General features: G+C 60.0%; 22 protein-coding genes. 10 read left to right on the top strand and 12 right to left on the bottom strand.

What is annotated here, in order from left to right; genetic code table 11:
- The first annotated feature begins 1 nt into the window (after nucleotide 1).
- From pdxY to DD235_RS03555, 4 genes are all read left to right on the top strand, one after another.
- Nucleotides 2-883 (top strand): pyridoxal kinase PdxY, encoded by an 882-nt coding sequence (pdxY, locus tag DD235_RS03570; protein ID WP_109060641.1) that lies wholly within the window; start codon nucleotides 2-4, stop codon nucleotides 881-883.
- On the top strand, nucleotides 880-2,043 hold the full coding sequence (gene earP / locus DD235_RS03565) for an elongation factor P maturation arginine rhamnosyltransferase EarP (protein ID WP_109060640.1): 1,164 nt from the start codon (nucleotides 880-882) through the stop codon (nucleotides 2,041-2,043). The genes pdxY and earP overlap by 4 nt, the downstream gene beginning before the upstream one ends.
- Nucleotides 2,044-2,132: 89 nt before the next feature.
- A complete protein-coding gene (efp, locus tag DD235_RS03560) occupies nucleotides 2,133-2,690 on the top strand; it encodes an elongation factor P (RefSeq protein ID WP_109060639.1) in 558 nt (185 codons plus the stop codon).
- A gap of 155 nt (nucleotides 2,691-2,845) precedes the next feature.
- Entirely contained in the window at nucleotides 2,846-3,463 is a 618-nt protein-coding gene (locus DD235_RS03555; protein WP_146193410.1) for a hypothetical protein, read from the top strand.
- A 55-nt stretch (nucleotides 3,464-3,518) separates the two neighbouring features.
- Here DD235_RS03555 and DD235_RS03550 read toward each other — a convergent pair whose 3' ends face one another.
- From DD235_RS03550 to DD235_RS03520, 7 genes are all read right to left on the bottom strand, one after another.
- Nucleotides 3,519-4,004 (bottom strand): DUF1178 family protein, encoded by a 486-nt coding sequence (locus DD235_RS03550; protein ID WP_109060637.1) that lies wholly within the window; start codon nucleotides 4,002-4,004, stop codon nucleotides 3,519-3,521.
- Nucleotides 4,005-4,036: 32 nt separating this feature from the next.
- Entirely contained in the window at nucleotides 4,037-5,824 is a 1,788-nt protein-coding gene (locus DD235_RS03545; protein WP_109060636.1) for an ABC transporter ATP-binding protein, read from the bottom strand.
- Nucleotides 5,825-5,835: 11 nt separating this feature from the next.
- Entirely contained in the window at nucleotides 5,836-7,320 is a 1,485-nt protein-coding gene (locus DD235_RS03540) for an ABC transporter permease (protein ID WP_109060635.1), read from the bottom strand.
- Nucleotides 7,321-7,339: 19 nt separating this feature from the next.
- Entirely contained in the window at nucleotides 7,340-8,317 is a 978-nt protein-coding gene (locus tag DD235_RS03535; RefSeq protein WP_109060634.1) for an ABC transporter permease, read from the bottom strand.
- Nucleotides 8,314-10,509 (bottom strand): ABC transporter substrate-binding protein, encoded by a 2,196-nt coding sequence (locus DD235_RS03530; RefSeq protein ID WP_109061005.1) that lies wholly within the window; start codon nucleotides 10,507-10,509, stop codon nucleotides 8,314-8,316. Before DD235_RS03530 ends, DD235_RS03535 begins: the two co-directional genes overlap by 4 nt.
- Before the next feature lie 130 nt (nucleotides 10,510-10,639).
- Nucleotides 10,640-11,251: a thermonuclease family protein gene (locus DD235_RS03525; protein ID WP_109060633.1), complete on the bottom strand. Its 612-nt coding sequence runs from the start codon at nucleotides 11,249-11,251 to the stop codon at nucleotides 10,640-10,642.
- Nucleotides 11,248-12,426, bottom strand: coding sequence for a benzoate/H(+) symporter BenE family transporter (locus tag DD235_RS03520; protein WP_109060632.1), 1,179 nt, complete (start codon nucleotides 12,424-12,426; stop codon nucleotides 11,248-11,250). The genes DD235_RS03525 and DD235_RS03520 overlap by 4 nt, the downstream gene beginning before the upstream one ends.
- A gap of 177 nt (nucleotides 12,427-12,603) precedes the next feature.
- Here DD235_RS03520 and DD235_RS03515 point away from each other — a divergent pair, with 177 nt between their 5' ends.
- On the top strand, nucleotides 12,604-12,906 hold the full coding sequence (locus DD235_RS03515) for a hypothetical protein (protein ID WP_109060631.1): 303 nt from the start codon (nucleotides 12,604-12,606) through the stop codon (nucleotides 12,904-12,906).
- A 20-nt stretch (nucleotides 12,907-12,926) separates the two neighbouring features.
- On the opposite strand, the gene DD235_RS16695 is transcribed toward DD235_RS03515, so the two are convergent.
- Nucleotides 12,927-13,667, bottom strand: coding sequence for a hypothetical protein (locus tag DD235_RS16695; RefSeq protein WP_146193408.1), 741 nt, complete (start codon nucleotides 13,665-13,667; stop codon nucleotides 12,927-12,929).
- A 354-nt stretch (nucleotides 13,668-14,021) separates the two neighbouring features.
- On the opposite strand from DD235_RS16695, the gene DD235_RS03510 reads away from it, so the two are divergent.
- The 4 genes from DD235_RS03510 to DD235_RS03495 all read left to right on the top strand — a co-directional run bounded on the left by DD235_RS03510 (nucleotide 14,022) and on the right by DD235_RS03495 (nucleotide 17,856).
- Nucleotides 14,022-14,663: a Maf family nucleotide pyrophosphatase gene (locus DD235_RS03510; RefSeq protein WP_109060630.1), complete on the top strand. Its 642-nt coding sequence runs from the start codon at nucleotides 14,022-14,024 to the stop codon at nucleotides 14,661-14,663.
- Nucleotides 14,660-15,409 (top strand): SAM-dependent methyltransferase, encoded by a 750-nt coding sequence (locus tag DD235_RS03505; RefSeq protein WP_109060629.1) that lies wholly within the window; start codon nucleotides 14,660-14,662, stop codon nucleotides 15,407-15,409. The genes DD235_RS03510 and DD235_RS03505 overlap by 4 nt, the downstream gene beginning before the upstream one ends.
- Nucleotides 15,410-15,431: 22 nt before the next feature.
- Nucleotides 15,432-16,034, top strand: a complete 603-nt coding sequence (locus DD235_RS03500; protein WP_109060628.1) for a hypothetical protein — start codon at nucleotides 15,432-15,434, stop codon at nucleotides 16,032-16,034.
- A gap of 205 nt (nucleotides 16,035-16,239) precedes the next feature.
- Nucleotides 16,240-17,856: a methyl-accepting chemotaxis protein gene (locus DD235_RS03495; protein ID WP_109060627.1), complete on the top strand. Its 1,617-nt coding sequence runs from the start codon at nucleotides 16,240-16,242 to the stop codon at nucleotides 17,854-17,856.
- A 2-nt stretch (nucleotides 17,857-17,858) separates the two neighbouring features.
- Here the strand turns inward: DD235_RS03495 and DD235_RS03490 are convergent, their stop codons facing one another.
- The 4 genes from DD235_RS03490 to DD235_RS03475 are packed head-to-tail and all read right to left on the bottom strand — an operon-like array spanning nucleotide 17,859 to nucleotide 20,021.
- Complete coding sequence (locus tag DD235_RS03490) at nucleotides 17,859-18,116, bottom strand: cytoplasmic protein (protein WP_109060626.1); 258 nt, start codon at nucleotides 18,114-18,116, stop codon at nucleotides 17,859-17,861.
- An 18-nt stretch (nucleotides 18,117-18,134) separates the two neighbouring features.
- A complete protein-coding gene (locus DD235_RS03485; RefSeq protein WP_162300399.1) occupies nucleotides 18,135-18,428 on the bottom strand; it encodes a barstar family protein in 294 nt (97 codons plus the stop codon).
- Nucleotides 18,409-19,104 carry an HAD-IA family hydrolase gene (locus DD235_RS03480; RefSeq protein ID WP_109060624.1) on the bottom strand — a complete coding sequence of 232 codons (696 nt, stop codon included), beginning with the start codon at nucleotides 19,102-19,104 and terminating at the stop codon, nucleotides 18,409-18,411. Before DD235_RS03480 ends, DD235_RS03485 begins: the two co-directional genes overlap by 20 nt.
- Complete coding sequence (locus tag DD235_RS03475; protein ID WP_109060623.1) at nucleotides 19,101-20,021, bottom strand: RluA family pseudouridine synthase; 921 nt, start codon at nucleotides 20,019-20,021, stop codon at nucleotides 19,101-19,103. Before DD235_RS03475 ends, DD235_RS03480 begins: the two co-directional genes overlap by 4 nt.
- Before the next feature lie 566 nt (nucleotides 20,022-20,587).
- Here DD235_RS03475 and DD235_RS03470 point away from each other — a divergent pair.
- Nucleotides 20,588-23,644 carry an Rne/Rng family ribonuclease gene (locus tag DD235_RS03470; protein ID WP_109060622.1) on the top strand — a complete coding sequence of 1,019 codons (3,057 nt, stop codon included), beginning with the start codon at nucleotides 20,588-20,590 and terminating at the stop codon, nucleotides 23,642-23,644.
- Nucleotides 23,645-23,697 lie beyond the last annotated feature (53 nt).

Below are 23,697 nucleotides of genomic sequence, written 5' to 3'. Positions count from 1 at the left end.
CATGAATACGCATCCGCCCCTGGTCCTGACCATCCAGTCCCACGTTGCATGGGGCCATGTCGGCAATGCCGCCGCCATGCTGCCGCTGCAGTTGTCCGGCGTCGAGGCCGTGGCCGTGCATACGGTCCAGTTCTCGAACCACACAGGGTTCGGCGAGGTCAAGGGGCAGGTATTCAGCGCAGAACATATCCGCGACGTGATCGAAGGCCTTCAGGCCCGCGACGTACTCTCCCACTGCGCGGCCGTGCTGTCCGGCTATCTGGGCGATGCCGCGATTGGTCAGACCATTCTCGACGCAGTGCGTAAAATTCGCCAGGCAAACCCGGCCGTGCGTTATCTGTGCGATCCGGTCATGGGCGACGTGCACCGGGGCATCTTCGTCAGGCCCGGCATTCCGCCCTTCCTGCGCCAATACGCCATGCCACAGGCGGACATTCTCACCCCCAACCAATACGAGTTCGAACTGCTCAGCGACACTTCGCTGCGTGACCTGCCTCACGCCATCGCCGAGACACGGCGTCTGCTGCGCAGCGGCCCGGGCCAGCCCGGCCCTGACACGATCATCATCACCAGCCTGCTGACCCCCGACATGGAAGGTCAACTGGGCACGCTGGCCGTGCGCCGCGATGATGCCTGGCTGGTCACAACCCCAATCATCTCGCTCGATCCGATGCCCAGCGGCATGGGTGATGTATTTTCATCGACCCTGCTGGCCCGCTTGCTGGTCGGCGATGCCCTGCCACAGGCGCTGGGCCATGCCGTCAGCACCCTGTATGGACTGATCGCAGAGCTGCCCAGCGGCAGCCGCAACCTGCCGCTGGTGCAGGCCCGCCAGCAAATCGTTCAACCAACACGGCTGTTCGACGCCACCAAGGTGGCATGATGGCCGCACGACAGTCTGATCCCCGCGTCATGCCACCGGCAGCGCCCGGTGTGGATCTGTTCTGTCGTGTGATCGACAATTATGGCGATATCGGTGTGTGCTGGCGCCTGGCGCGCTGTCTGCATCAAGACCATGGCTGCCCGGTACGCCTGTGGGTGGATGATCTGCGTGCATTCCAGCACCTGTGTCGGGCTATCGACCCCGGCCTGTCCGCTCAGGCCCATGCCGGGATAGAGATCATTCACTGGTCCGGCTCGATACCCGACCTCGAGCCGCATGACATTGTCATCGAAGCCTTTGCCTGCGATCCGCCCACCAGCCACATCGCCCGCATGCCCGGCCGCAGCAAACTGTGGCTCAATCTTGAATATCTTGCGACCGAGGCGTGGGCAGCAGGCTGCCACGGTATGGAATCCCCCCAGCCCGACGGACAGCGAAAATTTTTCTTCTTCCCAGGCTTTCTGCCCGGCACCGGCGGCATACTGCGCGAAAAGACGCTGACCCGGCAACGTCAGGAGTGGCAGGCTGACACTGCCCAGGTTCGACGCTGGCTGACCGACTTGCTGCCGCATGACGAAACCGCGCGGGTACTGCTCGAACAACCCGATCTGCAGATCGTCACCCTGTTCTGCTATCCGGATGCCCCCGTCGCCGAGCTGCTGCTGGCTCTGGGTCGACTGCCGGGCCAGATACTGCTGCTGGTTCCCGAACGGGTCATGCTGCCCGCGCTGCCGGCTACGCTGGCCCCCAATCTGCACATCGCTCGGATTCCGTTCCTGCCACAACCCGAATACGACCGTCTGCTGTGGAGTGCCGATCTCAACCTGGTGCGAGGCGAGGACTCTTTCGTGCGTGCGCTGCTGGCTGGCCAGCCGATGCTGTGGCAGGCCTATCGCCAGGACGAAGAGGCGCATCTTGCCAAGGTTGAAGGCTGGCTGCACCAGGCCCAGGCACCCGAAACGATCCGGCAGGCCTGGCTCGCCTGGAACCGTCCTGCCGACGCCGGCACCGCCGAAGCCCTGGAACAGGGTCTGCGTTGTGCCAATCGGGCCCGCTGGCACACGTTTTTCCAGGATTTCTCTGCCTATCTTGATGGCCAGCATGATCTGGCCAGCGCATTATTGGCGTTCTACTACAAGCAGACCGCCCTCTCAGGCTAAAATAGCTGGCTTTACCATTTTTTCACGATGCTGACCCGGCACCGGCAGCGACCGGTCCGGGCGTATCTGGTTCCCTGGAGTACTTATTAATGAAAACCGCACAGGAATTGCGCGTCGGCAACGTCGTCATGGTCAATGGCGCGCCGCTGGTCGTCCAAAAGGCTGAATACAACAAGTCCGGCCGCAACGCCGCAGTCGTCAAGCTCAAGTTCAAGAACCTGCTGAGCGCCTCTGGCAGCGAATCGGTCTACAAGGCCGACGAAAAGTTCGAAGTCGTGATGCTCGAGCGCAAGGAATGCACCTACTCGTATTTCGGCGATCCCATGTATGTCTTCATGGACGAAGAATACAACCAGTATGAAATCGAAGCCGACAGCATGGGCGACGCGCTGAACTACCTGGAAGAGAACATGCCTGCCGAAGTCGTGTTCTACGAAGGCCGCGCCATCTCGGTCGAGCTGCCCACCACCGTGGTCCGCGAAATCATCTACACCGAGCCGGCCGTGCGCGGCGACACCTCGGGCAAGGTGCTCAAGCCGGCCAAGCTGGCCACCGGTTTCGACATTCCCGTGCCGCTCTTCTGCGAAATCGGTGACAAGATCGAAATCGATACTCGCACCGGCGAATACCGCAGCCGTGCCAACTGATCCCGACCCTGACCCGGACGGAGGGCCGCCAGACGGCACCACCCCACGGGACTCTGTCTTTCACTGCCTATTGTGCCGACAGGCATATGCTGGTCAGCAGGACGTAGAGGATCTGAACCCGGATCGGCTTGTGCCGCATCCGGGTTTTTTATTTCATGAATATGAATCGGCCAGAAAAAATCATCGATGCTCTCAGAGTCATCTCTGCAAGGATCAAGTCCTTCAACCCCGAACATGAGAACCCAGAGGAGATATCATCATCAATAGATGAGCTTGAAAAGATATCCCGAAAGGAGTACTCAAAACACTATGAAAACTTTCTTTCCGACCCATCTCTGGCCAAAAAAATTGTTTCTTTATGCAGGGCAGAAAGGTTCGATATAAAAACAATCATAAACACGATTTCCACGACAGGAAACATGATCAAGAGATATGGACTTCCTCCATCTGACTATTTGTTTGATTTTTTTGACGAAACAAAATATCTAAAAAAAGCAAACTACTACGTCTCTTTGTTCATCATGCGCTTCCCGCAGTTTCGTATGCGGCAGGACAGACTCGACTACCTTGCATCGATGCCAAGAATTTCACCAAGAAAAAATTCCGAGAGAAATTTTTACGTCGAGCTGAAAAAAATCATTGATTGCAGAGAACGGCTTCCGGATCCCGAAAAAAGAAAGCTCATGCTTTCTCTTCAGAGCATGATCGACAAGGAAGAAAATACCCTCTACAAAAATGAATACAAAGAATTACTACAAAAAATAATTCAATAAAAGCATATTGCACGGCAGGCATGAACAGATCCGGGGGCACGCTGCAAAACCGGGATCATAGAAGACGATCATCATCCAGAATATCCGGTATCGGCATGATGCCGATACCGTCATCGGCCAGAGACTGGCGCTCCTCGGGCGTGGCGGTGCCACGTATCGGCCGCTCGGGCAACTCGCCCTCGTGAATGCGGCGCGCCTCTTCGGCAAAGCGCGGCCCTACATTGTCCATGCTGCGCACGAACTCGCGCATCCGCCGCAGCGCCTCGGCCTGTAGTGCCTGACCCTCAGGTGTTGCCAATGCTGCCTGTGTCGAGCCACTGGTTGCCACGTCGGTAGCTCCGCTATCTCTGGTGGTAGCGGCGGTCGCGCCCGAGACATTCAACCGGGGAGCCGACAGCCTGCGCTCGATCTGCGTACTGCCACACAATGGGCACTGAAGCAGGCCACGCGCCTGCTGATCCGCATAGTCTTCCTGCGAACCGAACCAGCCTTCGAAGAGATGCCCCTGACCACAGGCCAGATCGTAGACTTTCAATGCCATACCTTGGAAGAATGAACGCTCATGCCTGCATTTTAGGGCAGTCTTGCATCAAGGCGCGGCACGGCGGCCAGCAATTGACGGGTTTCTTCGTGACGTGGCTCCAGCAGGACCTGCTCCGCAGGGCCGATTTCCACAATACGACCCTGCGCCATGACGGCAATATCGTCGGCCAGATATTCGACCACGCCGAAATTGTGCGACACGAACAGGTAGGCCATGCCCAGTTCCCGCTGCAACTCCTGCAGCAGATCGATAATCTGTGCCTGCACCGATACGTCCAGCGCCGAGGTCGGTTCGTCGCAGACCAGCACGTCCGGCTCGGTCGCCAGAGCCCGGGCAATGGCGATGCGCTGGCGTTGACCGCCGGAAAACTCGTGCGGATAGCGCGTCTGCGTATCCGCAGGCAGGCCGACCCGCTCCAGCAACCCGGCAATCCGCTGGCGGCGCAGCTCGACCGGCAAGTCGCGACGCAACGAGGCCAGGCCTTCGTCCAGGATTTCGCCAACGCGCATGCGCGGATCGAGCGAGGCAAACGGATCCTGGAACACGATCTGGATACGGCGACGCAGGGTTTTCATGCTCGCACGTCCGGCATCCAGCACCGATTGACCATCCAGCAGCACCTTGCCTGATATCCGGGCCTGCCCGTCGAGCAGGCGCAGCATGGCCTTGGCCGTGGTGGTCTTGCCGCAACCCGACCCCCCCAGCAGGGCCAGCGTGCGTCCCTGGCGTAGTTCGAAACTGACGCCATCGACAGCGCGAATCGTGGCCACTTCGCGCCGCAGCAGCCCCTTGCGTACCGGGTAGTGCACCTTGAGATCCTGTACCTGCAACAGCGCAGGCAACTGTGCGCTCGCCTCTGTCTGCACCGCTTTCATATCCATCGCCACTTTCGGGACCACGCCGGAGTCGAGCACCTCCGCAAACACGGGCGTTGCCTCCCGCTTGCGCCCGGCAGCCGACAGCGGCCTGCCGCGCTTTTCATACCCCGGAATCGCATCGAACAATTCCTGTGCGTAAGGATGCTGCGTCTGCTCGAAGAAATCACCGACCGGTGCCACATCGACGATTCTGCCATGGCGCATCAAAGCCACCTGATGGGCCACCTGGCGCACCACGGCCAGGTCATGCGTAATCAGCAAAATGGCCATGCCCAGTTCGCGCTGGATATCGGCCAGCAATGACAGTATCTGGGCCTGGATGGTCACATCCAGCGCCGTAGTGGGTTCATCTGCAATCAGCAAGGCAGGTTCGCCCGCCAGTGCCATGGCAATCATGATGCGTTGCTTCTGTCCACCCGAAAACTGGAACGGATAATCGTCCAGCCGCCGGGCCGCATCGGGAATCCCGACCCGATCCAGCCAGCGTATGGCCTGATTGCGGGCCTGTTCACCCCGCAATGGCGTGTGACGCATCACGACCTCCACGACCTGCCGCCCTACGGTCATGACAGGATTCAGACTGGTGGACGGCTCCTGGAAAATCATGCCGATCTGACCGCCCCGAACATTGCGCATGTCCCGCTCGGCCAATACCGTCAACTCCTCGCCGGCGAGCCGGATACTGCCCTGCGCCAGCTCGACCGTTTCGGGCAGCAAGCGCAGCAATGCCAGCGCCGTCAGGCTCTTGCCGCAGCCGGATTCGCCCACCAGCGCAAAGGTCTCGCCGCGTCGGATGCACAAGGCCAGTGCCTCGACGGCCGCCCGGCTACTGTCTTCCGACGCGATACGGATCGCAAGGTCACTGACCTCAAGCACGACACCTGCTGCCTGGGCCTGACCCACTGGCGTCTCGATTGGTGCGTCCGCAGGAGCCGTCATGTGTGATGCACTCATGTGTTTCTCTCCCCGCCGGCCGTGCCAGACAAGGCTGGCTGATTGCCTGCGACATGTCGCGACAGTCGACGCCGTACCCGATATCGGCGTCCATGCGGATCAAAAGCCTCGCGCACGGCATCAGCGAACAAGTTGGCGGCCAGCACCAGTACCAGCATGAAGAAAAATGCTGTCGTCAGGTTCCACCAAACCATGGGATCGCGTGACATTTCCAATCGTGCCATGTCGATCATCGAACCAAAGGAATTCATGCCGGGATCCACACCGATACCCAGGTAAGAAAGCACGGCCTCGTACAGCACCAGACCGGAGAATTCCAGCACCATGGTAATCAGCACGATATGCATCACGTTCGGCAGCAAATGACGCAACATGATCCGCAAATGCGATACGCCGAACGCCCGTGCCGCCTGGATATACTCCAGCTCACGCAGCTTGAGCACCTCGGCCCGCAACAGGCGGCACAGCCCTGCCCAGCCCGTCAACCCAAGGATCAGGCACAGCAGAAACAGACGCAGATCGGCACGGGCAGCCGAAGTCGGGAACATCTCGGGATGCGTATCGATATAGACCTGCATCATCAGCACGCAGGCCGCGATCAGCAAGACCCCGGGAATCGAGGTCAGCGTCGTGTAGATATACTGGATCAGGTCGTCGACCCACCCTTTGAAATAACCCGCCGAAATACCGAATATCAATGCAGGCGGCAACATGGCCAGCGTCGTCAGCGTCCCGATCACCAAGGCCGTGCGGATGCTCTTGAGCGCCTGCCAGAGCACATCGTTGCCCGTGCGATCAGTCCCGAATACGTGATAACCGCCCGCCAGACTGGCCAGCACGCCCACCACCAGGCAGACCACCAGAAAAGTCAGCCACATCGCACGCCAGGGTACGGCGCTACGCCCGCTCAGCAGCGACTGCCAGCCCTGTCGGCGAGCCAACAGACTGCCCACGGCGGCACCTGCCAGCAAGGCCGCGACCACGCCTGCCAATGCCCCTTTCAGCAACCGCCCGGTCACGTCGCCATGCCAGTCGGCCTCGGGATCATCCAGATGGACGCCGGCATAAATCAGCCGGGGAAAGTCGCGATAGGCCGCACCGTCGACAGCCAGCATGGTTTCCTTGGTGAACAGGTGCGTGGCCAGCGGCACCGAATAGCTTTTCTCGGATTTGGCCAGCAGTGTCGTATCGAGCAGCGCATCCAGCACCGAACGGACCTGCGGCGCATAGGCTGGCGCAGCCGTGGCCGGTTGTCCCGGTGCCGGCGGCAGGCGCGGCCGGTAGTGCATGGAATCGAGCAGCGCCACCAGCACGAACAGCGCCAGCACAACGGCGGCGCACATGGCGGTGCGATCCTGCAGCACCTTGCGCCAGTTCTGGCGGCTGCCGCTGTGGCGGGATGCCCGCCAGGCATAGAACAGCGCCATCAGTACCAGCAGGAAAAAGGCTGCATCCGTCCAGAGGATCACGATCTTGGGCATGGCTCGGTATCCCTCCGTATCAACTGAAACGCACGCGGGGATCGACCAGCGTGTACGAAATATCGGACAGGATCAGGCCGACGATATAGAGCATCGAACCGAGGAACACCATGGCCCGCACGATAGAAAAATCCTGCGCATTGATGGCGTCGATGGTATAGCTGCCCAGCCCTGGAATTCCGAAGAAAGACTCGGAAATCAGGCTGCCCATGAACAGCAACGGAATGGCGGCCACCGTGCCCGTCAGGATCGGCAAGGCAGCGTTGCGCAGTACGTGACGCCACAGCACCCAGCTCTCGCTCAGGCCCTTGGCGCGTGCCGTGCGCACATAATCCTTGCCCATTTCCTCGAGAAACAGCGTGCGGTAGAACCGCGCCTCAGGCCCCAGCCTCGAGATGATCGCCACCAGTACCGGCAGGACCAGAAAGCGCAGCATGCCCACGCCATCGGCAAAGCCCGAATACGGCACCAGTCGCAGCACCTTGGCAAACAACCATTGCCCGGCAATGATATAGAACAGGCTGGAGATCGACAGCAGGATCACGCACAGCACCACCCCCCAGAAATCCAGCGCCGTGGACTTGAAATATACCAGCAGCATCGCAAACGCCACGCTGGCCAGCAGGCCCAGGAAAAAGCTGGGCAAGGCCAGCGCCAGGCTCGGACCGATCCGCTCGCGAATCTCCAGCCCGATATCCCTGCCACTGTCGGACATGCCGAAATCGAGCGTCAGCAATGGCAGCGAGTGTTCGTAGAAAATCGTCTGGCGCAGGCTGTCCATGCCCGGAGCCTCGCTGTTGTAGAACAGCGGCTTGTCATAGCCATGCTCGACTTTCCACTGCTCGATGGCCTCCTGGCTGACGCGCTGCCCGCCAATGGAAAGACGGGCCATATCATCAGGCGTGTTGACCGCGAAGAACAGGATGAAAGTGAACAGGTTGACGCCCACCAGGATCAGGACGCCGTACAACAGACGGCGAAGAATGTAGGTACTCATCGGCGTTCTCCGTCAGCTGCCACATGTGCCGTGGCCCGCTCACGCCTGCGGATGATGCGCCAGGCAGGCCAGACCAGCAACAGGACACCGGCCAGCAGCAGCCACAGCGGCCAGAATACGGGCGGGTTCCAGGCGGCAATGCGCTCGGTGCGCAAGCTCGGATCGACACGATAGTACTGCAGGGTATTGCGTACCATCTGCGTCGGCTTGGCATTGCTGACCCATTGCTGATAGGCACCCGCCGATTTGGGGAAATAGCCGAACATCCAGGGGGCATCGCGCTGTACCAGCGCACTCATGCGATGGATCAGCGCTTCCTTTTCAGGGCCATCATCCAGGAAGCGCAGTTGCTCGAACATGGCGTCATATTCGGGATTGCTGTAGTTGGCCGCGTTCTCGCCACCGCTGCCGACCTTGGCATTGGGTCCGTAGAGCAGAAACAGGAAATTTTCGGCATCGGGATAGTCGGCATTCCAGCCCCACAGAAACATCTGTGCCGCGCCACGCCGCATCTTGTCCTGAAAGCGACTGTAATCCGTGGCACGGATATCGAACTGGATACCGAGCAAGGCCATCCTGCGGCGCATCCAGTCGAACACCGGACTGGCACCGGTCATGCCGCCCATCGCATCGTAATGCAGCACCAGCGGTGCCCCGGTCTCGGCATCACGCCCGCCCGGATAGCCGGCCTCTACCATCAACTGGCGAGCCGCCTCGATACTGCGCCGCTGCACACGGCCATCGACCCGGTCATAGACCACGGGGTCGCAGCCATCCTCGAACGGCTCGAACCCCAGCACACCGGGTGGCACCGGACTGCATGCAACCATGCCTTGGCCATTCTCGAAAATCGCGATGTATTCTTCCCAGTCAAAGGCAATGCTGATGGCCTGCCGCAACTTGCGATTGCGCAACTGGCGTTCGGGCGTATCGCCCTGCCCCACCACCGGATCCAGCCAGTTGAATCCCATATACCAGATCGACGTCTCGACCGTGGTCGGCAACTGGATGGCGTGCTCGCGATAGCGCCGTGCCTTGTCGGCATCATCCTCGGCCGCCACCAGCATGGCAATGCCATACTCGCCACGCTCGGCCTGCGGGACATCGTAATAGCCCTGCATGAACTTGCCCATCAACGGAATGCCTTCCTTCTCGATGCTGAAGACCAGCCGGTCGATGAAAGGAGTGGGCTGTCCACAATCACGCAGCAAACCCGCCTCGGCATCCCCCGGCTCACCTTCGCAGGGGTAAGGCTCGCCGCGATAGTTGGGATTGCGCACCATGACATGGCGCTGGTTCTGGCGCGACTCGGCCATCATGTAGGGGCCCGTGCCGACCGGCCAGGTATTGAGCGACAGATTGTGCTCGGCCATGCCCGGCTGCTGGTAGAAACGGTCGGCCTCCCACGCCATCGGTGCGAAGAAGCTCATGGCCAGCCAATACTTGAACTGCGGATATTTGCCCTTGATGCGGATTCGCAGGGTATGCGCATCCAGCGCCTGAACGCCCTCGAACGCATACTGGCGCAAATCCAGCCAGGGCAGGTCACGCGTGCCGGGCGGCACATCCTTGCGCAGTGCCTGATCGGCCGCCTTGAGCTGCTCGCCATACTCGCGCATGCCGACAATGTAATCCGCCATGGTCGTAAACACCGGCGACACCGTGCGCGGGCTGGCCAGGCGGCGGATGGCATAGACATAGTCCTCTGCCGTCAGTTCACGCGTACCGGTCTCGGGAAAATCCGGAATCTGATACCGCCCAACCAGCCCGTCGGGCGGCAAGGGCCAGTAGGCGTACCCCCCATCTGCCGTGCGGGCAAAGGCCGGATGCGGCTGGAACAGGATACCCGGCTTGATGCGGATATCGTAGACGCTTTCAACCACCGATTCGCCCGGCGCATCGGCCGGCAACGGCTGCCCTTCGGCATCCAGGTATTGCGGCTCGACCAGCGCCTGTGCCGTACGCGGTATCAGTTCATAGGGCCGCTTGAGATAATGGTAGGCGAACGGTGCTTCGTAGATATTGTAGGTATATGGTGTTTCATCACCCGAATAGGAGCTGGCCGGATCCAGGTACTTGGGCGAGCGCGAGGCAAATGCCGTGTAGAAGGTATTTTCCGCCTCTGCGCCTTCCGCATAGGGGCTGTTGATGGCCTGTCGAGGCTGGCAGGCCGACAGCGCCAGCACTGCCATCAGTCCGACACAGCAGCGCAGCAAGCCAAAACGACCTGAGCGCCTTGCGACCGATCGCACCGTTCCGGTCTGAAGATAGGGTTGCTGGCACATAGGCCGACTCTCTCCTGAGCACATGCTGTGTCCTGTTTCAACGCGAACCGCAACGCTGCTGTTGCCAGCAGTCATAGCGCCACTGCCAGGGCGGCACGGGGTCAGCATCGGCCCACAGGCCGCGTCGCGCCTGTCGTGCCTGGCGCTCGACCGTGCGCAGGCTGTCATCGCGCAGGTGACGTCCCCGGCCCTGCATGTTAGCCCAGGCCCAGCCCGCTTCGACCATGCGGGCGTTGTAGGTCTGCCGACCCGCATTTTCCTCCAGCAGATCGCATACGTCGCGACCATATTGGTCAGTCTCGTAACACCTCAGGTCCAGCGTGCGCCCCTGCACCAGACTGCGCAGCGCATCCGCCGCCGCCCGGCCATACGGCTGGCCCGGACGACCATCGCTGCCGGTCTCGGGCGCATCGATACTGGCCAGACGGACACGGTGTCGCGCCGTACCCGCACGCAATGTTACGGTATCGCCATCCGCGACATTCACGATTTCGCCATGCAGCATATAGGTATCCGCTGCCGGAATATGGCCTTCGCGCCGCGTAGTCTGGTTTTCTACGGCAGGCACATTTTGAGACTGCAGCGACCACCATGCCAGCACGGCCAGCGCGGCACTGACCAGTAGCCGCCAGGTACGGGGCGACCTCATTTCGCCTCCTGTCTGCGGCCGGCATCCAGCACCAGCAGCGTTATCACACCTGCCGTAATGCCCCAGAAGGCCGAACCGATACCGAACAGCGAAATCCCCGAAGCCGTCAGGATGAACGTCACCAGCGCCGCCTCTCGCTGGCGGGCATCCGTCATCGCAGTCGCCAGACCGCTGCCGATGGTATTGAGCAACGCCAGACCGGCCAGCGCCAGTACCAGTTCCTCAGGAAAGGCAGCCAGCAGACTGCCCACCGTGCCACCATACAGCCCCATCACCAGATAGAATCCCCCTGCCGCAACCGCCGCCACATAGCGACGCGCCGGCGACGCATGCGCGTCCGGCCCCATGCACAGCGCCGCCGTGATGGCAGCCAGCACAATGGCAAAGCCCCCGAACGGTGCCAGTACCAGTGTGGTCAATGCCGTCCAGGTCACCAGTTGCGACACCGGCGCAGGGTAGCCCGACGCCCGGATGGTGACGATGCCCGGTACATATTGCGACGCCATGTTGACGATGAACAGCGGCACGGCCAGGCCGATCAGGTTGCCCAGGCTGAATTCCGGTACCGTCAGCACGGGTGTGGTCAGCGCGAATGTCACGCCTTCGAAATGCAACAATCCCTGTGCCCCCGCCATGCCCATGCCCAGAGCCAACACACCCGGCACGGCATAGCGTGGCCACCAGCGCCGTCCTGCCAGATAGATCGCGAACATCGACAGCACCAGCACGAACTGGCTTTCCAGTGCCAGGAAACCCTTGATGCTGAACCGCAGCAGAATGCCCGCCAGCATGGCCGCCGCCAGCGCCGACGAAATACGCGCCAGCAAGCGTTCGAACCAGCCCGTGATACCGACCAGCAATGTCAACACAGCCGTCATGATGAAAACGCCGGTGGCCTCCGGCATCGTCAGGCCAGCCGCGCTGGTCGCCAGCAAAGCTGCCCCGGGCGTGGACCAGGCCGTGACCACCGGCTGGCGATAGCGCAACGACAGGCCAATGCAGGTCAGCGCCGAACCGATGCCCAGCGCCCACATCCACGATGCCACTTCGGCCGGCCCCGCACCGCTGGCACGGGCCGCCTGGAATACCACCACCACGGAGCTGGTATAGCCCACCAGCACCGTCACAAAACCTGCCACCAGGGCCGATCCCGAAAAATCCTTGAGCAGTCGCATTTGTTTTTATGTATCCGGCTGGGCGGATGCCGTCATCCGCCGACCGGATGATTGTACGGGCAAGGCAGGTTGATTTTCCATGCTGGCACAGGCGCGTTTACCCTGAAAACCGTGCTGGGCAAATCGCCAACCGGCAGGCCCCCTCTTAGCCCTGGATCACATGGATAGAATGGCTGTATGCAGGAAGGCGTAGGGGGCGATCATGCCCATCTCGCCCATCTCTTACGAACGCACAGAAACATCAAGAAGCAATGGCTGCGCAATGAGACACATGACACCCTTGAAACCATATACGAACTCACATCCGACAATGACATCATCCTGAGCGGCTTTGGCCGGGATACCGGCATGTGGCTGACATTTATGGTTCCGAAGCCTATCACTGTGACTGCAACCCTGGAGGGATTGGCCCTTCAGCGAGACGACAGCAGCAGGCCAAACGACTCCTTGGACGTCAGAAAAGCATCAGAACAGGGGTGACTACGGCCACACTTGTCGCCTTAAATACCATCACCACTCCCCCACTCATAATTCGAAACAACAATTTCCGAAAAATTATTTCTCAACATCCCATCATATTCAATGATATTTTCCAGAGAAATTTTGTGCGTAAAAAATCTATATAAAATATTCACGGTTGAATATAACTTGTATGAAACACTACAATAAATCCCTCTTCTTGAAGCGCTAGGAATACAGTTAACAATGAAATCCTGACCGAATGGAGTTGAATATATACTTGGATCAACTCTATACAAACCAATTTCATCGAGACCAGAGGAAGCCTCTGCATTTCTGTCTGAAAAACACCCGATCAATCCATTTTTCAGATAACGTCTCCCACTAAAATCCTGGCAAAATTTTTTATATAAATCTTCATATGTAGACCCAAAATAATCCACAGCTGAATTTATCAAACTATATTGTTCAATTTCAAAATCATCAATTTTTTTATTAAAACCAAACAACATTTGACTTGCTCTTGGGTTTTTATAACAACCTGCAGGCTGAGACGGATCTGGCGCATCAGGCAAAACTAATGCTCTACTTGGCCAATTTGAGTGAGAGTTAACATTTTCTCGAGGAATTCTGAAAACCGTAGTCCCCAGAGATACAAAAGCTATGCCATCCGGGTTTGGCACGCTGCAATTCAGAGCGCCATCAGGTTCCTCCCCCACTTCTTCAGCGAAGCTATTCGAACCGACAATCATGCACAATGAAAATAGAAAAATATATTTCACTTCCAAATCCTTTCACTCATGAAATCAATCTATACCACAATTAACAACACAAATGATTCGCATTGTTAACAATTTTTACTTAAAAACGAAAGATTGTCAATGGCCTTCTTTTTAAAATCACTTAATAAAAACTATATGATTTGATTTTTAAATACGCTGTGAGTCCGCAATAAAGAACAACACCGACACCAGGCGTCGACTTCCTCATCTGCATCGTCCTGCAGCAAAAAACAGTACGCTGATAAAGCCACTTGCAATAGATCCGATGACTGTTCTTGAAATTGATCAGCCATCCCTCTCGCCTATACACTATGCCTTTTGCTCCAGGCGGTTCTCCGCCTCTGCCATAACGCTATGACCACCCTCATCCTGGCCTCCAGTTCTCCCTACCGTCGTGAACTGCTTGAGCGCCTGCGCCTGCCCTTTACCGTCGTGTCCCCGGATGTCGATGAAACCCCCGCGTCTGGCGAAGCGCCTGCCGAGCTGGCACTGCGTCTGGCCGTCGCCAAGGCGCAGGCCGTCGCGGCCCGCCACCCTGGCGCGCTGGTCATCGGTTCGGACCAGGTTGCCACGCTGGGCACAGCCCCCATCGGCAAGCCCGGCGGCCATGCGCAGGCCGTTGCCCAGTTGCGCCGCCTGTCCGGCCAGACTGTCGTATTTCACAGCGCCCTGGCGCTCACCGATGGCAGCCGCACCGAATCGGCTGACATTCTGACAACCTGCCGCTTCCGCACGCTCGACGATGCGAGCATCGAGCACTATCTGAGCATCGACCGCCCCTATGACACGGCTGGCAGCGCCAAGGCCGAAAGCCTGGGCATCAGCCTGATGGAAGCGATGGACAGCAGCGATCCGACTGCGATCATCGGCCTGCCGCTGATCGAACTGTCACGCATGCTGCGCAGCTTCGGTCTGGATCCGCTCAAGCCTGGCCAGCCTGCTCCCCGGTCTGGATCATCGATCGCCTCCTCCGAACAAGAGAGCGTCCCCGCATGAGTACGGTCAGCAACAGCACGGCAAACACCGCCCGCCAGCAGGGACATCTGCACCTCATCCCCGTTTCCCTGGGCGAGGGCGTCCCGTCATCACTATGGTTGCCAGAAGATGTGCGTACCCTGGCCGCGCGGCTCGACTGCTACATCGCGGAAAACGCCAAGACGGCACGCGCCTTCCTCAAAGCCATCGGCACCGATACGCCCCTGCAGGAAATCACCATCCATGTGCTGGACCGCAAGGCCAGCGAAGCAGACATGCACCGCTGGCTGCAGCGCGCGCGTGACGGCGGTGAGATTGGCCTGGTGTCCGAGGCCGGTTGCCCGGCCGTGGCCGATCCCGGGGCGCAAGTAGTGCGCATCGCCCACACGCTCGGCATACGCGTCTGCCCCTGGACCGGGCCGTCGTCCATTCTGCTGGCGCTGATGGCCAGTGGCCTGGATGGACAGCGGTTCGCTTTCCACGGCTATGCGCCGGTGGCACCCACCGAACGCGCAGCCCAGCTCAGGCAATGGGAACAGGCATCAGCCCGCCAGCAACAGACGCAGATCATGATCGAAACGCCTTACCGCAATACGGCCTTCTTCAAGACGCTGCTCGACACACTCAAAGGCAGCACCCGACTGTGTGTGGCACGCTCGGTCACCACGCCCGACGAATCCATCCAGACGCGCACCATCAGTGACTGGAAGCAGTCACCTGCACCCGATCTGGACAAGCAGCCCACACTGTTCCTCTTTCTGGCCTGATATCGAACCTGCCGGCAACAGCATGAGCTACATCGATTCCTTTGATCATGAATACATTGGTCAACTGGGCTACCTGCCCATCTATCGGCCACTGGAAGTCATTCATGGAGAGGGCTGGGGCGGTTATGACTTCAGCGCCACGCCTGGCAATCTTGTGCTGGGCGGTGGCAGCGGCGAACACCCTGCCCTTGTTCTGCATCGGCTCGAAGCACTGGCCGTACGCTTCCTGTACGATCAGATCACCGAGGATGAAGCCCAGACACTTGAACAGGCAGACAAGGCATATCTGGACAATCTTTATTTTTCAGACCGTACTCTGGAGTTTTGCCAGTGGAATATCCGCCACTACGCTGACCTGCAGAAAATGGCAGAAAGCAGCAGTTTCCTCACCCCGCTTTCCCAGGATCAGTCTGTCGAGCAATGGATCGCACAGTCCATGGGCGAACTGATCCATTACGCCTTGCCCGACCTGAATCCAGACCACCAGAAGCAAGCCAGTATCCTGGCACGCTTCGACATCCGGCCGAGCATGCGCAATGTGGCGATTGTGCCGCCAGGCTATCCCAGCTGCGGCGGACGCACTGTCGAAAACGGCCGGATGAAATGGGGCAGGCACCGCTGGTAGTGGCACCAGGCGTCATCGCATCCCGTCGCCACGCATTCGCCGTGGCAGCAGAGTCCCTTTATCTCTATTTTTCACACGTTGTTGTCAAAATGTGACCATGACGCGGCAGGTCTGCGCATACACTCCGATCCGCAACGCCTTGCCCAGGCGATGTGCACTGAATACGCATAGAAAGCACACCACACTCATCAGGAATTACGCCGTCATGCCCTCGCAGCCAACGTGGACCCTCAAGAACAAACTCAGTGCGCTGATCATATTTTTCATTGCCACGCTGGTGCTCATCGGCATTCTGGCCATGCAGCAACTATGGCATGTCAGCGCCCAGCAGCGCGTCATGTACACCGACACCGTCACCCCCGTGCGCGTCCTGATGGATGCTGCCCGCCAGGGCGCAACCCATTTCCGACGCATGTATGTCTACATCTGGCAAACGGATCCCCAGGCGCGTGCCTCCGAACTCAAGCTCAACGCCGAGTCAGAAAAAACCATCTTTGAAGCCCGGGACATCCTGCTGGCCAATAAAGACGATACCCAACTGCACGATATGGGCACCAAACTGGCCGACACCTGGACACAGTACCAGCAAGCCGTCTCTGTGGTGCAGAAAATGGCTGACCAGGCGGATCCGACCGCGATGGAAGTCTTGCATAAAGACTCGGCCCGCCTGCATGTTGCCGTACGAACCATCCTGATGGATGCCGCCAAGCGGCAGGAAGAACTGGCTCGCCAGAATATTGAACAATCCGCGCAAGCTGTGGAACGCACCTTCTGGCTGCTGACCTCGCTCATCATTCTGTGTGCAGGCGTCAGTTGCGCCCTGGGCTTCTGGCTGGTGCGCACCATTACGCGCCAGTTGGGTGGTGAGCCGACCTATGCTGCCGAGATTGCCCAGGAAGTAGCCAAGGGCAACCTGGCCGTCCGGGTACAGTTGCAGTCCACGGACACCAGCAGTGTTCTGGCCAACATGGAAGCCATGCGTGCCAGGCTGGCCGAACTGGTTCGTCAAGTACGCCATGCCAGCGAATCGATTGCCACCGGCTCGTCGCAAATCGCCAGTGGCAATGCCGATCTGAGCCAGCGTACCGAAGAACAGGCATCCAGCCTGGAGCAGACGGCTGCCTCGATGGAAGAAATGAATGCCACCGTGCGACAGAATCTGGATTCAGTACAGTCAGCCTCGACGCTGGCACGCTCTGTCCACGAAACGGCAGCGCAAGGCGGCACAGCCATGGAAAATGTCGTCAGCACCATGGAGTCGATCAAGACCAGTTCCCGCAAAGTGGAAGACATCGTGGGCGTCATTGACTCCATCGCCTTCCAGACCAACATCCTGGCATTGAATGCAGCGGTAGAAGCGGCACGCGCCGGTGAACAGGGACGCGGCTTTGCCGTGGTCGCCAGCGAAGTGCGGGGCCTGGCCCAGCGCAGCGCACAGGCAGCCAAGGAAATCAAGCACCTGATCGGCACCAGCGTCGACGAAGTCAGCAAAGGATCAGCGCTTGTCAGCGCAGCCGGCACCACGATGGCCGAGATGGTGGATGGTGTACGCAAGGTGGCAGAACTGATCGGCGAAATCGGCACGGCGGCCCAGGAACAGGTACAAGGGATCTCCCAGGTCGGCGATGCCGTCAACCAACTGGATCAGGTCACTCAGCAAAACGCCGCACTGGTGGAGGAATCCGCTGCCGCAGCGGCGAGTCTGAACGATCAGGCTGGCACACTGGTGCAATTGGTCAGTGTGTTCAACCTTGGCGATACGGCCGGACACGCACAGCCGTCTTTGTCATACAGGCCGGCCATACGTCAGCTCTCGCACTGATTTCAGGAAAACCAATAGTCATGCATCCGCCGCAGAAATGCGGCGTCTATCGGATAGCCCGAGGCAGATCCGATCACGGAATCGATCCCGCATTCCGGACAAAAGGCACAGGTATCGCCATCGGTCCATTCCACGATCGCCGATGGCGGAAATACCTTGCAGCAATGAAAACAGCCACAGGACTCGCTATTGAGCAGTTCTTCCCTATGCCGTGAAGAGTGCTTGTGCGCAGCGCGGATCGCCGGATCGACTTCTTTCATTCGGTTTTCCTTTTGCATTCAGCTTTCCGCATTCCAGGTGAAGCAATCATCATCACACTTGTAATAGCGCCGGACATGGTCGAATACCTGCTGCAACTGAGCAAAGACTTCGCCAAACCGCTGCCGGAACATACCGCTGTTGCGCCAGATCAGCCGTACCGGCATTTCTTCAGGTGCCAGCGGCACCAGGAAATCGTACAGCGCATCGGGATTGCGGCCAAAATAGGGACCGAAATCGAACACCTTGGCCAGATGGTCGTACACATCTGCCGGCGTCCTGTGGATCACACCATCAAGAATGACGGTTTTCATGCAGCCTCGGGCGCAGCCAGCCGCGCAATTCAGCCACGTCATTGACCAGGCCGACATGTGCCGCACGTTTCAACTCATCTGGTGGATGTGCGCCATAGGTCACGCCCAGCCCGTGCACGCCGGCATTGGCGGCCATGTTCAGATCGTGGGTCGTGTCCCCGATCATCAGAACCTGTTCGGGCGGCACCATCAACTCGTCCATCAACTCGAACAGCATGGCCGGGTTCGGCTTGCTGTGCGTCTCATCGGCACAGCGGGTTGCGGCAAAGTGACCCTCCAGCCCGGTAGCCGCCAGGGCGCGGCTCAGGCCAAGACGGCTCTTGCCGGTCGCCACTGCAGTCTGCACGCCGGCACCGCTCAGGGTACCCAGCAAGCCATGCACGCCCTCGAACAGCTTAAGCTCATGGTCACGCAATAGATAATGCACCCGATAGCGCTCGATGAAGCGCGGCAGCATATCCTGCGACAGCTCCGGCACCACGCGCTGCAAGGCCTGGTCCAGCGACAGGCCGATCACCCAGCTGGCGATGGCGTCGGACGGAATCGGCAGATCCAGATCGGCGCAGGCCTTCTGGATTGAAGAGACGATGCTGTGGGTGGAATCCATCAGCGTGCCGTCCCAGTCGAAAATGATCAGCGAGTAACGGCGGCCATCATCCGCCAGCGTATGGGTCATGCAATCTCTCCCTGTTGCTGCGCCAGCCGTGCCAGCAGTTCGGTGCAGGCCGACGGCAGTGGTGCTTCCAGCGTCAGCGGCTCGCCACTGACGGGATGCGGTATCTCGAGCAGGCGCGCATGCAGGAACATCCTGCCGAAACCCTGCGCTGCAAACAGCGCACGCGTCTCGTCACGCCCATACTTGTCATCCCCCACCAGCGGAAAACCGCTGCTGGCCAGATGTACCCGTATCTGGTGAGTGCGGCCTGTGCGCAGTTCGGCATCGACCAGACTGTACTCGCCGAAGCGCTGCACTTTTGTGACGATCGTATGCGCCTGTACACCGTCTTCATCGACCTTGACCCGCCGCTCGCCGCTTCGGGTCGTCCACTTGAGCAGCGGCAGGCGGATATGCTGCCGGTCATTGCGCCAGTCGCCCTCGACCAGGGCATAGTAATGCTTGCGGCCCCGCCCTTCGCGCATCATGGCATGCAGCGCCAGCAGCGCGGCACGGCGCTTGCCGAGGATCAGCAGACCTGAGGTATCGCGATCAAGCCGATGCGCCAGTTCCAGGAATTTTTGCTGGGGCCGCGCCGCGCGCAATTGTTCGATCACGCCGAACGACACACCACTGCCGCCATGCACCGCCACGCCGGCAGGCTTGTCGATCACCAGCATGTGCTCGTCCTCGTAGACCACCGGGAACTCGGCCCCCGGCACCCACTCTTCCGGCGCGCGGTCGGCCATGCGCATCGGGGGGATCCGCACAGTCTGCCCTTCGGCCAAGCGGCTCTCGGCCTGGCAGCGACGCCCATCGATACGCACCTGACCACTGCGGATCGCCTTGTATATATGGCTTTTGGGAACGCCCTTGCACAGCCGCACCAGGAAATTATCGAGGCGCTGGCCCTCGTGGCCGGCATCGATTTCCACCATTCGGACCGTGCTCGCGTGATTATCTTTGCACATGAAGAAAAGAAGCTATAATCGGGACAGCCTTAAAGGGCTGAGTGAACCCGTTCGACGTAGAGACAGAGCACCTCCGCTCGCGGCAATATGACGCCGCCTCCGCAGACTGCACTATTTCCGTCAAACGTGCTGGCCGCTATTGTACCCTCAAGGGTTCCGCCTGCTCCTCAACCCCTGGGCCATCCGGTACTCAGTGCAATCCTGGACTGCCGAAGCGTGTCACCCCGTTTGGCGACCGCATCGCCCGTTTTGTATCACTGTGATCGGCTTGGAATTTCGAGGAAACATTACTTGACCTGCAACAGACGCACCTCGCTACCCTTTGCGTCTGTCGGCCACAGAAAACATTCTTGTTGAGACATAGACAATGAACCACCTGCTGACCGCCCCACGCCCTCCGGGGAAGGACGTGCCTGCTCGCTGAGTCGCAGGCCCATCCGGCCTGGTTTCCACGTTCTTTCAGCCGTACCGAATGGTCCGAGGCATGCATGGCGCCAAATCCAGGCGCATGTTGACCACGGAGAAACCCATTCATGAAACGCATGCTGTTTAATGCAACGCACCAGGAAGAACTGCGCGTTGCCATTGTCGACGGTCAAAAGCTGGTAGACCTCGACATCGAGACTGCCGGCCGCGAACAGCGCAAAGGCAACATCTACAAAGGCTCCATCACCCGTATCGAACCGGGTCTCGAAGCCTGCTTCGTCAACTACGGCGAAGACCGCCATGGTTTCCTGCCCTTCAAGGAAGTCGCCCGCGCCTATTTCAAGGAAGGCGTGGATGTGCGCACCGCCCGTATCCAGGACGCCCTGTACGAAGGCCAGGAACTGATCGTCCAGGTCGAAAAGGAAGAGCGCGGCAACAAGGGCGCGGCCCTGACCACCTTCATTTCGCTTGCGGGACGCTATCTGGTCCTGATGCCCAACAATCCTCGTGGCGGCGGTGTTTCGCGCCGTGTCGAAGGTGAAGAGCGCCAGGAACTGCGCGAGGCCATGGACCAGCTCAAGGTGCCGCAGGGCATGAGCATCATTGCCCGCACCGCAGGCATCGGCCGCAATGCCGAAGAACTGCAATGGGATCTGTCCTACCTGCAGCAACTCTGGGAAGCGATCGACGGTGCCGCCCGCGACAACCCCGCCCCGGTCCTGATCTATCTTGAGTCGAGCCTGGTCATTCGCGCCATACGCGACTACTTCTCGCCCGAAATCGGTGAGATCCTGGTCGATACCGACGATATCGCCGACCAGGCCACCGCCTTCATGAGCGTGGTGATGCCGGACAACGTGCAGCGCGTCAAGCGCTATCGCGAAGACATCCCCCTCTTCTCGCGTTTCCAGATCGAACACCAGATCGAAACCGCCTACTCGCGCACGGTACAGTTGCCCTCAGGCGGTGCCATCGTGATCGACCACACCGAGGCACTGGTGGCCGTCGACGTCAACTCGGCCCGCTCCACGCGAGGTGCCGATATCGAGGAAACCGCGCTGCGCACCAACCTCGAAGCCGCCGATGAAGTGGCCCGCCAGTTGCGCCTGCGCGACCTCGGTGGCCTGATCGTGATCGACTTCATCGACATGGAGGACAGCAAGAACCAGCGCGCCGTCGAACAGCGCCTGCGCGAAGCGCTGCACCTCGATCGTGCCCGCGTGCAGATCGGCAAGATCTCGCGCTTTGGCCTGATGGAACTGTCACGCCAGCGACTGCGACCGGCACTCAACGAGGGCTCGCACATTTCCTGCCCACGCTGCAACGGCACCGGCGTGATCCGCGACACCGAATCCTCCGCCCTGCACATCCTGCGCCTGCTGCAGGAAGAGGCCATGAAGGAAAACACCGCCGCCGTACACGCCCAGGTGCCTGTTGACGTTGCAGCCTTCCTGCTCAACGAAAAGCGTGCTGACATCGCCAAAATCGAAGCCCGACTCAAGGTCAGCCTGCTGCTGATCCCCAATCGTCACCTCGAAACGCCGCACCACCATATCGAGCGGTTGCGTCACGACGACCCGCGTCTGGAGGATCCCAAGTCCAGCTTCCAGCTGGTACAGGCTCCGGAAGAAAACGAGCCGGGCTGGACGGCTGCCGCCAAGGAGGCACAGAACCGTCCCGAAGCGCTGGTCAAGGGGATCACCCCGGCCCAGCCGGCACCGGTATCCTCGCCTTCGCCGGCCAGAAAGCCTGCCACGAACGAGCGCCAGACAGCCGCTGCCACCCCATCCGGTGGCGGTCTGATCGGATTCATCAAGCGCCTGTTCGGTCTGGGCGTTTCCGAAGATGCAACCGCTGCCAAGAGCAACACGGCCACCGGCGAAAACGGCAATCGCGAGCGCCAGCAAGGCCGCAAGCGTGGCGACCCGTCGCGCCAGCGTGACCGTCAGGCCGGCGCAGGTGGTGAAGGCCGCAACAAGCAGCGTCGCGGCGAACGTCGCAATGGTGACGAAGCCCGTGCCGAAGAAGGTACGCGCAACACGCGTGGAGGCCGTCGCAACGAAGGCGAACGCAAGCAATCCGCACCCCAGGCGACAGACAATGCCCGTGCTGCAGAAGCCGCTTCGCTACCCGTCGCCGCCGTCGCCTCTGCAGCCGCAGAGGACACAGCGCAGCAGGAGCAGCGTGCCGGTCGTGGCCGTCGCCGCAACAGCCGCAGCCGTGGCGGCCGTGATGAGCAGAACGGTGTAGAAGCCAATGGCAACGACATCGATGTGATCGATCAGGAAGGCAATGCACCGGCAACACCGCTGGCAGAGCTGACCCCGGCCGTCGATAGCGCCGACCATCAGGCAGAAGACGACAACGCCGATCTGGCCATCCAGGCTGGCGAAGACGCCGAAGGCACCCCTGATACCGAGCGCAAGCGCCGCCGCCGTCGCGGCCGTCGCAGCCGTCGTGGTACGGATGAGAATGGCAGCGAAAGCCTGCAAGGTGAAGAGGCTGGCGATAACGACGATGCCCCGGTCGTTCAGGCAACCGTTGTTGCCGATAGCACTGTCGTCGTGGCAGACACCGTTGTCAGCGCGCAGACCGAATCTGCGACCGTCGAAGTCGAGACTCAGGCAGCACAGGCACCAACCACTGTCATCACGGCAGAACCGCAAGCCGAAGTGCAGGCGATCATCACCGAGGTGGCGACCGAGATTGCCGAACAACCTGCGGTGCAGGCAGTGGCCGAACAGGTACCTGCAGTCTCTACAGTGACGCCTGAACCGGTTGTTGCCGATACCGCCGAAGTCACGGACGTGGCTGTCGCACAGACAGAAGTATCGGTCCCCGCAACCGACAGCGCCACCCCGACTCAGGCAGAAGTCATCGTTCCAGCCGCCCCTGCAGTCCAGGTCGAGGCCGCTGTACCGGCACAGCCCGAACCTGCGGATACGATCGTCGTACCCGTATCGGTTCGACACGTTGCCAGCGAGAGCCTGACCGCTGTGGTCCAGGCTGCAGGCCTGCAATGGGTCGAGACCCAGCCAGAACGCCTGTCGGCCGTGCAGGCCCAGATTGCCAGCCAGCCCGCCAAGGCCCGCCTGGGTCGTATCATTCCGCCGTCCCCCAAGGTCGATGCGGCACCGCTGGTTCAGGTTGAAACCCAACGCTGAAACAGTCCGGGTCTGATGGCCTGAAAAAACCGCCCCGATATATTCTTGTCGGG

The sequence above is a fragment of the Corticimicrobacter populi genome, assembly GCF_003123725.1.
GTDB lineage: Bacteria > Pseudomonadota > Gammaproteobacteria > Burkholderiales > Burkholderiaceae_B > Corticimicrobacter > Corticimicrobacter populi.
This window is presented reverse-complemented; position numbering and strand designations above follow the sequence as displayed.

Bases quoted from the DNA above. Each gene is read 5' to 3' on its own strand.
- DD235_RS03525 (WP_109060633.1), bottom strand. From the start codon at position 11,251: ATGAGGTCGCCCCGTACCTGGCGGCTACTGGTCAGTGCCGCGCTGGCC.
- DD235_RS03550 (WP_109060637.1), bottom strand. From the start codon at position 4,004: ATGGCATTGAAAGTCTACGATCTGGCCTGTGGTCAGGGGCATCTCTTC.
- DD235_RS03535 (WP_109060634.1), bottom strand. From the start codon at position 8,317: ATGAGTACCTACATTCTTCGCCGTCTGTTGTACGGCGTCCTGATCCTG.
- pdxY (WP_109060641.1), top strand. From the start codon at position 2: ATGAATACGCATCCGCCCCTGGTCCTGACCATCCAGTCCCACGTTGCA.
- earP (WP_109060640.1), top strand. From the start codon at position 880: ATGATGGCCGCACGACAGTCTGATCCCCGCGTCATGCCACCGGCAGCG.
- efp (WP_109060639.1), top strand. From the start codon at position 2,133: ATGAAAACCGCACAGGAATTGCGCGTCGGCAACGTCGTCATGGTCAAT.
- DD235_RS03515 (WP_109060631.1), top strand. From the start codon at position 12,604: ATGCAGGAAGGCGTAGGGGGCGATCATGCCCATCTCGCCCATCTCTTA.
- DD235_RS03530 (WP_109061005.1), bottom strand. From the start codon at position 10,509: ATGGCAGTGCTGGCGCTGTCGGCCTGCCAGCCTCGACAGGCCATCAAC.
- DD235_RS03480 (WP_109060624.1), bottom strand. From the start codon at position 19,104: ATGACCCATACGCTGGCGGATGATGGCCGCCGTTACTCGCTGATCATT.
- DD235_RS03475 (WP_109060623.1), bottom strand. From the start codon at position 20,021: ATGGTGGAAATCGATGCCGGCCACGAGGGCCAGCGCCTCGATAATTTC.
- DD235_RS03520 (WP_109060632.1), bottom strand. From the start codon at position 12,426: ATGCGACTGCTCAAGGATTTTTCGGGATCGGCCCTGGTGGCAGGTTTT.
- DD235_RS03495 (WP_109060627.1), top strand. From the start codon at position 16,240: ATGCCCTCGCAGCCAACGTGGACCCTCAAGAACAAACTCAGTGCGCTG.
- DD235_RS03485 (WP_162300399.1), bottom strand. From the start codon at position 18,428: ATGAAAACCGTCATTCTTGATGGTGTGATCCACAGGACGCCGGCAGAT.
- DD235_RS03470 (WP_109060622.1), top strand. From the start codon at position 20,588: ATGAAACGCATGCTGTTTAATGCAACGCACCAGGAAGAACTGCGCGTT.
- DD235_RS03555 (WP_146193410.1), top strand. From the start codon at position 2,846: ATGAATATGAATCGGCCAGAAAAAATCATCGATGCTCTCAGAGTCATC.
- DD235_RS03490 (WP_109060626.1), bottom strand. From the start codon at position 18,116: ATGAAAGAAGTCGATCCGGCGATCCGCGCTGCGCACAAGCACTCTTCA.
- DD235_RS03510 (WP_109060630.1), top strand. From the start codon at position 14,022: ATGACCACCCTCATCCTGGCCTCCAGTTCTCCCTACCGTCGTGAACTG.
- DD235_RS03505 (WP_109060629.1), top strand. From the start codon at position 14,660: ATGAGTACGGTCAGCAACAGCACGGCAAACACCGCCCGCCAGCAGGGA.
- DD235_RS03500 (WP_109060628.1), top strand. From the start codon at position 15,432: ATGAGCTACATCGATTCCTTTGATCATGAATACATTGGTCAACTGGGC.
- DD235_RS03545 (WP_109060636.1), bottom strand. From the start codon at position 5,824: ATGACGGCTCCTGCGGACGCACCAATCGAGACGCCAGTGGGTCAGGCC.
- DD235_RS03540 (WP_109060635.1), bottom strand. From the start codon at position 7,320: ATGCCCAAGATCGTGATCCTCTGGACGGATGCAGCCTTTTTCCTGCTG.